The organism is Caldimonas mangrovi, assembly GCF_023721835.1.
In the GTDB taxonomy this organism is placed as follows: Bacteria; Pseudomonadota; Gammaproteobacteria; order Burkholderiales; family Burkholderiaceae_C; genus Caldimonas; species Caldimonas mangrovi.
The window spans coordinates 18,679-27,277 of record NZ_JAMKFE010000027.1 but is presented as its reverse complement, the minus strand read 5'-3'; the positions used below and the strand labels follow the sequence as shown (position 1 = coordinate 27,277).

The 8,599-nt window shown below is 64.8% G+C and carries 6 protein-coding genes; 1 reads left to right on the top strand and 5 read right to left on the bottom strand.

Annotated features, from left to right (window positions below; all coding sequences use genetic code 11):
- From M8A51_RS25795 to M8A51_RS25775, 5 genes are all read right to left on the bottom strand, one after another.
- Positions 1 to 1,039 (bottom strand): HAMP domain-containing protein (locus M8A51_RS25795; protein ID WP_251781495.1); only part of this gene is annotated, 1,039 nt, incomplete at its 3' end.
- Between the two features lie 114 nt (positions 1,040 to 1,153).
- Entirely contained in the window at positions 1,154 to 3,307 is a 2,154-nt protein-coding gene (locus tag M8A51_RS25790) for a chemotaxis protein CheA (protein WP_251781494.1), read from the bottom strand.
- Positions 3,308 to 3,317: 10 nt separating this feature from the next.
- Positions 3,318 to 3,641 carry an STAS domain-containing protein gene (locus M8A51_RS25785; RefSeq protein WP_251781493.1) on the bottom strand — a complete coding sequence of 108 codons (324 nt, stop codon included), beginning with the start codon at positions 3,639 to 3,641 and terminating at the stop codon, positions 3,318 to 3,320.
- On the bottom strand, positions 3,638 to 4,006 hold the full coding sequence (locus tag M8A51_RS25780; protein WP_251781492.1) for a response regulator: 369 nt from the start codon (positions 4,004 to 4,006) through the stop codon (positions 3,638 to 3,640). Before M8A51_RS25780 ends, M8A51_RS25785 begins: the two co-directional genes overlap by 4 nt.
- A 17-nt stretch (positions 4,007 to 4,023) precedes the next feature.
- Positions 4,024 to 5,154 carry a methyl-accepting chemotaxis protein gene (locus M8A51_RS25775; RefSeq protein WP_251781491.1) on the bottom strand — a complete coding sequence of 377 codons (1,131 nt, stop codon included), beginning with the start codon at positions 5,152 to 5,154 and terminating at the stop codon, positions 4,024 to 4,026.
- Positions 5,155 to 5,582: 428 nt separating this feature from the next.
- Between M8A51_RS25775 and M8A51_RS25770 the strand changes: the two genes are divergently transcribed.
- On the top strand, positions 5,583 to 8,171 hold the full coding sequence (locus tag M8A51_RS25770) for an ATP-binding protein (RefSeq protein WP_251781490.1): 2,589 nt from the start codon (positions 5,583 to 5,585) through the stop codon (positions 8,169 to 8,171).
- Positions 8,172 to 8,599: the final 428 nt, after the last annotated feature.

The window sequence follows — 8,599 nt, the reverse complement described above, 5'->3', positions numbered from 1 at the left end:
CCACGCTCGCGGCCTGTTCGCTGGCCGCCTGCGACAGCGCCTGCGCCGTCGCGCTCACCTCTTCCGACGCCCCCGCCAGCGCTTCCGCTCCGCCGTTGACCTCCGCCACCACCTGCGACAGCTTCTCGACGGTGTTGTTGATGTTCACCTTGATCTGCTGGAATGCACCTTCGTAGTCGCGGTCGATGGAGTGGGTCAAGTCGCCCCGGGACATCGCCCCCATCACACGGCCGATGTCGCCGATGGTGTCGTTCAGCTTCAGCGCCATCACGTTCATCGACTGCAGCAACTGCCCGGTCTCATCGGTCGACTGCACGTCGGCCCTTGCGCTGAGGTCCCCGGTCGCCAGCGCGGTCGAAACCTTCACTGCCTGCTGCAGCGGCCGGGTGATCCCGAGCGTGATCAGCACTGCTGCGCCCACAGAGATCAACACGATGATCGCCAACGCGGTTCCCACCGCCGTCTGCGCGTGCAGACTGGCCTGCGCCATGCCCTCGCTGGCTTTGACGATGTCTTTGTCGGTGTGCCGTTGCAACTCCGCCAACGCATCTGCGATCGGTTTGTCTGCGCCCTTGACGGCCTTGTCCAGGTCTACCGGGTTCGGCGTCGTTGCGCGCATGGTCGTCAGCGTGTCCATGTCGGCACGGTAGGCGGTCGTGCCCTGCTCGATCCTGCGCAGCAGGTCCTTCTCTTCCTCGGTATGGGCTCCGACTGCGGCCAGTTCCTTCGCGGCTTGATCGATCTCGTCCATCTTCTCGGCAAACCGCTTGTCGTAGTCGCCTCCGCGCAGGATGAAGTTCTTGAAGTTCTGCACGCCGTATGCGAGCGCATCGCGTCCCTTGACCGCGGCGTTGCGTTTTTGCAGCGTCTGCTGTTCGAACCGCTCCCACTCGTCATGCATGCCCCTCGCCTGGAAGATGGCAAAAATGCCGAGGGCGACGCACAACAGTGTCAGCAGGGAGAAGGCAGAGGCGAGCTTGACGCCTATCTTCAGATTCTTGAATTTCATGTCAGACCTTTTATCTCGGTTGCGGACCATGCGGCTCGCAGATGTCGATGGACCTTGGGCTGCCGCAGGTTCTTCGCACCGACTGCGCCCGCACGATCACGCCGCCGTACAGCACGGCACCTCTTCCTGTGGAAAACGTCTTTGTCATGAGCAGGCCAGTTCGGCCTCGCCGTGCAGTTCTGCGCCGGCGCGTGCGGCCTGCGCTAGAAGTGCCGGCACGTCGAGGATCAGGGCGACCTCGCCGTTGCCCCGGATGCTCGAGCCGCTGATACCCTTGACTTGCCCGAACATGCGCGCCAGCGGCTTGATCACCGTCTGGAATTCGCCGAGCAGCGTGTCGACCACGACGCCCGCCTTCTGGGAGCCGACCCGCACCACCACGATGTTCTGCCGCGCACCTGCGGGTGCCGCGATCTCGAACAGCTCTCGCAGCCTGATGAACGGCAGCACCTCGCCGCGCAGGTTGGTGTAGTCGTGCCCCGGCTCCGCCGCGTATTCGATGCACTCCTCGACCATCTCAAGCGGGACGACGAACACCGATCGACCCACAGCGACCTGGAATCCGTTGATGATTGCCAGCGTCAGCGGCAAGCGCACGGTGACAGTGGTGCCGACGCCGGCCTCGCTGTCGATGTGCACGGTCCCGCGCAGCGCGGTGATGTTGCGTTTGACGACGTCCATGCCGACGCCTCGGCCGGACAGGTTGGTGATCTGCTCGGCGGTCGAAAAACCGGGCTCGAAGATCAGCGCGTAGATTTCGCTGTCGCTCAGCGAGCGCCCGGGTTCCACCAGACCGCGCTCAAGCGCCTTGGCGAGGATGCGTTCGCGGTTCAGCCCGCCACCGTCGTCGCTGACCTCGATGACGATGCTGCCTGAATCGTGGTATGCGTTGAGCTGGACCGTCCCTTGCGCCGGTTTGCCGTGCTGCACGCGTGTCTCCGCGGGCTCGATGCCGTGGTCCATGGAGTTGCGCACCAGGTGCGTGAGAGGATCCGCGATCTTCTCGACCACGGTCTTGTCGAGTTCGGTGTCTTCTCCGCTGACGAGCAGCCGGATGTCCTTGCCCAGTTCCTTCGACACGTCGTGCACGACGCGCTGGAAGCGCGTGAACGTGCCCCCGATCTTCACCATGCGAAGTTGCAGGGCGCTGTCACGCACTTCCTCCACCAGACCGGCCAGCGTGGAATGCGCCTCCTGCAGCTCGGCGTTCCGCGTGCTGCGAGCAGCGAGGCTCGCGCCGGCGGAGGCGATGATCAGCTCGCCGACGAGGTCGATGAGATGGTCGAGCTTGTCGGCGTCGACACGAACCGAGCGGCTTTCCTTGGCCTTTGCATCTCTGGCCTTGCCCTGCTTTTCCAGCGCAGCCGCCACCACGACAGGAGGCGCGCTGCCCTGTTCGATGAGGATGCTTCCGATCTTCTGTGCCGCCTTGCTGCCCGTCTGCGCCTGCAAGGCCGCTTCCAACTCGTGCGGCGTGATGGTGCCGCAGCGCACCAGGATCTCCCCGATGCGTGCGGGCTCCTCGGGCAGGCTGCGGATCAGGTCGATGTACTGCTCGATGCGGCTGTCCGGCGGCAGGATGCGCAAGGCGCAGTCGTCCAGCACGAAGTCGAAGACAGATTCAATCGTCGCCTTGTCGGCCTTCGTGCGCAGTGCGATCTCGAAGCCGAGGTAGCAACTTTCGGGATCCATCTCCTCGCTAGCCGGCAACGCGTCGGGCAGGGTGACAATGGCCGTGATGCGCCCGATGGTGCCGAGATAGCGGATGAACGACAGGGGGTCCATCCCGTTGCGCAGCACGCTGCGGCCGAAGCGCAAAGAGATGTGCCAGGCGTCGGCGTCGCCGTCGTCGCGCTCGACGCGCGCGAACCCGTGATCGGGGGCCACCGGCACCACCGCGCTTCGCTCGCCCAGACGTTGCCGAAGCTGCTCCAGCAGCGGTTGCGCCTGCTCGGTGAGTGCGGGGTCGGCGTCGAGCCGGCCCGCTGCGACCGCTTCGAGCAACGCTGCAAGGTGGTCGCAACAGGCGAGCAGGGTCGACAGCAGCGTGTCGTCGATGGACGTCTGGCCGCTTCGCACGTCGTCCAGCACGCTTTCCACGACGTGGGTGAAAGCGACGATGTGATCGAGGCCGAACAGGCCCGAGGACCCCTTGATCGTGTGCGCCGCACGGAAGATGGCGTTCACCGCCTCCGCTTCGTCCTGCGCGTTGCGCAACGACAGCAGTGCGCGCTCCATGTCGTCGAGCAACTCCCGCCCTTCGGCGAGAAATGTCTGCAGGGCGTCGTCCAGGTTCATCTTTGTCATCTCAGAGAGCGGCAGCGGCCGCATTCGCGGGGATCACCAGCGGGTCGCCGAAGAAGGCCGCCAAGTCGAGCAGTTCGAAGACCTCGACCACCGGTTTGCTATGCCCCGTGAGGTTCAGCTCGCGCCCGGTGGACAAGGCGTGGCGCTTGACCAGCATCAGCAACTGCACGCCGGTGCTGTCCATCTCGCTGACGCTCGAGAGGTCGATCTCGAGCGTACTTGCACGCTGCAGGGCGTCGAGCAGCACGGGCTTGAGTTCGGCGGCGCGGCAGATCGTGAGCTCGCCGTCGAGCCGCAGCACCTCCGTCGAGACATGGCGGCTCATGGCAGCACCAGCTTCTGCACCACAACCAGGAGCTGGTCGGGGCGGAAGGGCTTGACCACCCAGGCCTTGGCGCCTGCTTCCTGCCCGGCCTTCTTCTTGGCGTCCTGCGACTCGGTCGTCAGCATCACGATGGGGGTGAACTTGTAGGCTTGCAGCTGCTTGACGGCCTTCACGAGGCTGATGCCATCCATGTTGGGCATGTTCACGTCGCTGATGATCAGGTGCACCCTTTGCCCGGTGAGCTTGCCCAGCGCGTCCTGCCCATCGCAGGCTTCGATGACGTCATAGCCGGCGCTGCGCAGGGCGATGCCCACCACTTGCCGCAGCGAGGCGGAGTCGTCCACGATGAGGATGGTCTTGGCCATGTTGCTGATGCCTCTTTTCAAAAGAATGTGATGTCGGTTTCGGCGTCGGCCACCGCCTGCGGCGCCTTCGCGCCCTGCCGGTGGACGTCTCGTTCCTCGGCCATGGCATAGGTGCTTTCCAGCTCCTGCAGCAGCGGCTGCGGCGACAACGGCTGCAGCAGACCGGTTTGAGCAAAGCTGGCCCGGTGTTCAGCCAGGCAGTCGGGCATGCGGGCGATGTTGGTGATCACGTGGCTCAGGATTTGCGAGACGCGGTCCTGGAACTGCAACTGCAGCAGCGCCTCGCCGACCTCGGCCTGGATGCCGATGCTTTCGCTCTTCAGCAGGCTCGTCGAACTTGAGAGCGCCTCGGTGATGCCCCGGAAGTCGCCGAGCACCGCGTCGATCGCGTCACGCGACGCGCCGGTCGTTTCTCGGTCCTCGGACGTGGATGCTTCCGCTGCCTCGCGTGTGGACCGGATCGCTTCGTTGATGAGCTGTACCTTCTCCGCGATACGGCGCCCGGTCTCGCCCGACATCGCGGACAGCTTGCGCACCTCTTGCGCAAGCACGCCGAAGCTGCGCCCCGATTCGCCCGCGTGAGCGGCCTCGATGGCCGCGTTGATGGCCAGCAGGTTCGTCTGCGATGCGATGCCCGCCACGTCCGCGGCCATCTGCCGCAGTTCCTCGACAAAGTTCCCCAGTCGGAACACCTGCTCGGCGAGACTGTTCTTGCCCTGCTGCGCGGACTCCAGCGACACGACCACCTGCGACAGACGCTGCTCGCTGCGAGTGAACACCGCCAACAGCCCCGCGCTGGCGCCGTCTACGGATCCGGTGGTCGCGTTCGAAACCTTGACGGCCCGGTCCAGCTTGTCGACGATGCCTGCGAAACGGCCTGTCAGCGCGGAGACGGCCTGCTCCATGTACGAGCGCGACGTCTCGATTTGAGCCGCCCAGACGGGGGCAATGGCTTCGCCGAACAGCTGCCGGCTCTCGACATAAGCGCCCAGACCTTCGCGTTCCCGGCGCTGCAGGCCGACCAGGTAACGGCCGGTCGTTGCGCCGGCCGCCAGCAGAGCGACAGCCGCAGAAGCGCTGAACCAGCCCCACGGGGCAAGAAGCGCGACGAACATGATGCCCAGTCCGGCCAGGCCGGTTGCGGCCATCCAGGCCATTCGTTCCGACCGGTCAGCTCGTGGGTGCTGAACTTCTGATTTCCCCGGCATTCAAACCTCGTTCCTTCCCAGATGCCGGCACGAGACCCATCTCGCGCGGATCTGTGCATCAGGAGTCCACCTGACGGCACATACCCGCATATCGGCGGGCAGTGGTGTCAACTTGAGACCGCAGGGCGGGCATCCTCCGCACGTCGCTGGAATGGAGGCGCAGCGAGTTGCGCCCGCCGTGAGTTTGTTAACGAGCGGCCACGCACCGGTTAACAACCTGAGACGCCAGGCGTAAAAATTGCTTGAGAAGCCGTAATCCTGCTCGGGAGGGCTTCCTGAGACCCAGAATTGCCGGGTTCTTCCGGGCAAGTCGGTAGCTTTGGCCCGTTTCTCTTTTGCAGTCCGTCAGCAACGACCGGAGGCTACCCTTGCTTGATGCTGTTGCCGCACCCCATGCCGCAGACCTCGGGTCTCACCTCGTCCAGTTTTACGAAGACGATGGATTCATTGTTGAAGAAGTTGCCGAATTCCTGGATGGCGCCTTGCGCTCCGGCGACGCCGCCATCCTGATTGCAACGCCGGATCATCGAGCCGCGCTGATGCGTCGGCTCCAGAGCTTCGGTGGCGCCGGGAGTCGGCAGCCGTGGTACCCGGGAGAGCTCATTTCGCTGGACGCTCGCGAGACCCTGGCGCTGTTCATGGTGGGGGACCGTCCCGAGGAAGCGCTGTTCCAGGCCACCGTGGGTTCGGTTGTCGCCCGGGCCGCCCAGGGAGGTGCACGCGCCGTGCGTGCCTTCGGCGAGATGGTGGCCTTGCTGTACGCGGACGGGAAGCCGGAAGCGGCGCTCCAGCTGGAAGAACTGTGGAACGGGCTCGCGAAACACCACACCTTCTCGCTGCTTTGCGCCTATCCGATCAATCTGTTTGCCAGCTCGGACCACGCAGAGGCGTTCCGCCACGTCTGCGCGGCGCACACGCGTGTCCGTCCGGCCGAAAGTTTCGGGTCCCCGGCCGACTCGCCCGAACTCGCGGAGAAGGTGGCCGCACTGCAGCAGAAGGCCATCGCCCTCCAGACCGAGGTGGCCCGGCGCGTGGCGGCAGAACAAACGTTGCGGCGGCGTGAAAAGGAGCTGTCGGACTTCTTCGAGAACGCGGCCGAAGGGCTGCACCGTGTGGGAGCGGACGGCACGATCCTTTGGGCCAACAAGGCAGAACTCGACATGCTCGGCTACGCCCCCGAGGAGTACATCGGCCACCACATTGCAGAGTTCTATGTCGACAAGCAACTGATCGGCCGGATCCTTCAACGCCTCGGGGCAGGCGAGACGCTCTCCAACCAGCCTGCAACGCTGCGCTGCAAGAATGGCGGCCGCAAGTACGTGCAGATCACGTCGAACGCCTACTTCGAGAACGACCAGCTCGTCTACACGCGCTGCTTCACCCGCGACGTCTCGGACCGTTGGCTGCGCGAGCAGGCCGAACACGAACGGAACAACCTGCTGATGCGGGCACCGGTCGCAGCCGCCCTGCTGACCGGACACGATCATGTGTTCCGGCTCGCGAATCCCCTTTACTGTCAGATGGTGGGCCGGGCCGACCTGGTCGGCAGGTCCTTTCGCGAAGCATTTCCCGAGTTGGCCGGCGCCGAGCTGCCCAAGGTGCTCGACCGGGTCTTCGAGACCGGTGAGCCGTTCGTCGCCAATGAACATTGCATCTGGCTGGACAAGCAGGGAAACGGCGTGCTGGAGGAGTGCTTCTTCAAGTTAAACCTCGAGCCGCTCAGGACGCCGGACGGAAGTGTCTACGGCATGATGGCCGTGGCGATCGATATCTCGGAGATTGTGCACGGACGCCGCGTCCTCGAGCAATCGCATGCCGAACGATCCAAGCTGCTCGACGAGCTGCAAGCGGCCAGCCGGGCCAAGGACGAGTTTCTCGCCATGCTTGGACACGAACTGCGCAACCCGCTGTCGCCCATCGTCACCGCGCTGCAGCTGATGAAAATGCGTGGCGACCTTCAGAGCACCAAGGAACAAGCGATCATCCAGCGGCAGGTGGACCACCTGATTCGCCTGGTCGATGACCTGCTCGATGTGTCGCGGATCACGCGCGGAAAGGTCGAGCTTCGCACCGAGTCGGTGGAGATCGCGCAGGTTCTTGCCAGGTCGGTCGAGATGGCGAGCCTGCTGTTCGAGCAGCGGCGCCACCGGTTGACCATCGACGTGCCGTCGACCGGCTTGCTGTGGATCGGCGATCCGACCCGTCTCGCACAGGTGGTGTCCAACCTGCTCACCAATGCCGCACGCTACACGGAGCCTGGGGGCCTGGTCTCGCTACGGGCCTTTCGGGCGGGCGACGAGATCACGATCTCAGTCGCCGACAACGGCAAGGGTCTGGCGCCGGACCTGCTGCCTCGTGTGTTCCAGCTCTTCTTCCAGGGCCATCAGGGAGTGGATCGCGCCGAGGGCGGCCTGGGCATTGGGCTGGCCCTGGTGAAGAACCTTGTAGAGCTGCATGGCGGCACTGTCGAGGCGAAGAGCGATGGCCCCGGGCATGGCAGCGAGTTCGTTGTACGGTTGCCTGCCCGTCGCACCCCGGCGAGCGACAACGTCGTTGCGGCTGTACAGGGCGCGGCACCGAGTGGATCGGAGGGCAGACGCATCGTCATCGTGGACGACAACGCCGACGCGGCGGAGATGCTGGGCATGCTGCTTCGCGCCAACGGTCACAGTGTGCTGATCGCACACGACCCCATGGAGGCCCTCAGCGTGGCGGAGACCTACGAGCCGCAGATCGCATTGCTCGACATCGGCCTTCCGCTGATGGACGGCTATGAGCTGGCCTCGCAACTGCGTGTCAGGATTCCGGCTTGTCGCCTGATTGCGGTGTCTGGGTACGGGCAGGATGCCGATCGTAAGCGCAGCGAGGCTGCCGGCTTCAACGGACACCTGGTCAAGCCCGTCGATGCGGGACTGCTCCTGGACGCCTTGAGCCGGCTTTCGGGCACAAGCGCCTGAACGCCGGAACTCGGTCCCTCCTGCTAGAACCTTGCGCAAGCCCGAATCGGCCTTCGCACGCTTGGAGGCGTGTCCCGGACCTGGCGCGAGACATCCGGGCGGCGCAACGTCGGATCACTGAGGGGCCGGGAGCAGCGTTGGCCGCGTCGGGTGTGTGCATCGACCAACGATAGAATCCTGGAATGCCCGCGCGGTTCGTCGCTTTCCTTCTTTCGTGCGCCCTGCTTTGGTCGGGGTTGAACGCGCAAGAGTCCTTCGATGCATCGCTCTTCAGCGGTCGGGATGACGTTCAGACCTCGATGAGCGACAGCCCGGCTTTCGACGATCGGTCGGGGATCATCGAAGACCGCTCCCTTGACGGCCTCCCGTCCTCTGCCGATCTGGTGGAGCACGCGGTGTGGCCTGCCGCCCCTGACTTGTCCGGCACC

Excerpts from the sequence above, each read along its gene's own strand:
- M8A51_RS25785 (WP_251781493.1), bottom strand. The coding sequence starts at position 3,641 with ATGAGCCGCCATGTCTCGACGGAGGTGCTGCGGCTCGACGGCGAGCTC.
- M8A51_RS25780 (WP_251781492.1), bottom strand. The coding sequence starts at position 4,006 with ATGGCCAAGACCATCCTCATCGTGGACGACTCCGCCTCGCTGCGGCAA.
- M8A51_RS25775 (WP_251781491.1), bottom strand. The coding sequence starts at position 5,154 with ATGGCCGCAACCGGCCTGGCCGGACTGGGCATCATGTTCGTCGCGCTT.
- M8A51_RS25790 (WP_251781494.1), bottom strand. The coding sequence starts at position 3,307 with ATGAACCTGGACGACGCCCTGCAGACATTTCTCGCCGAAGGGCGGGAG.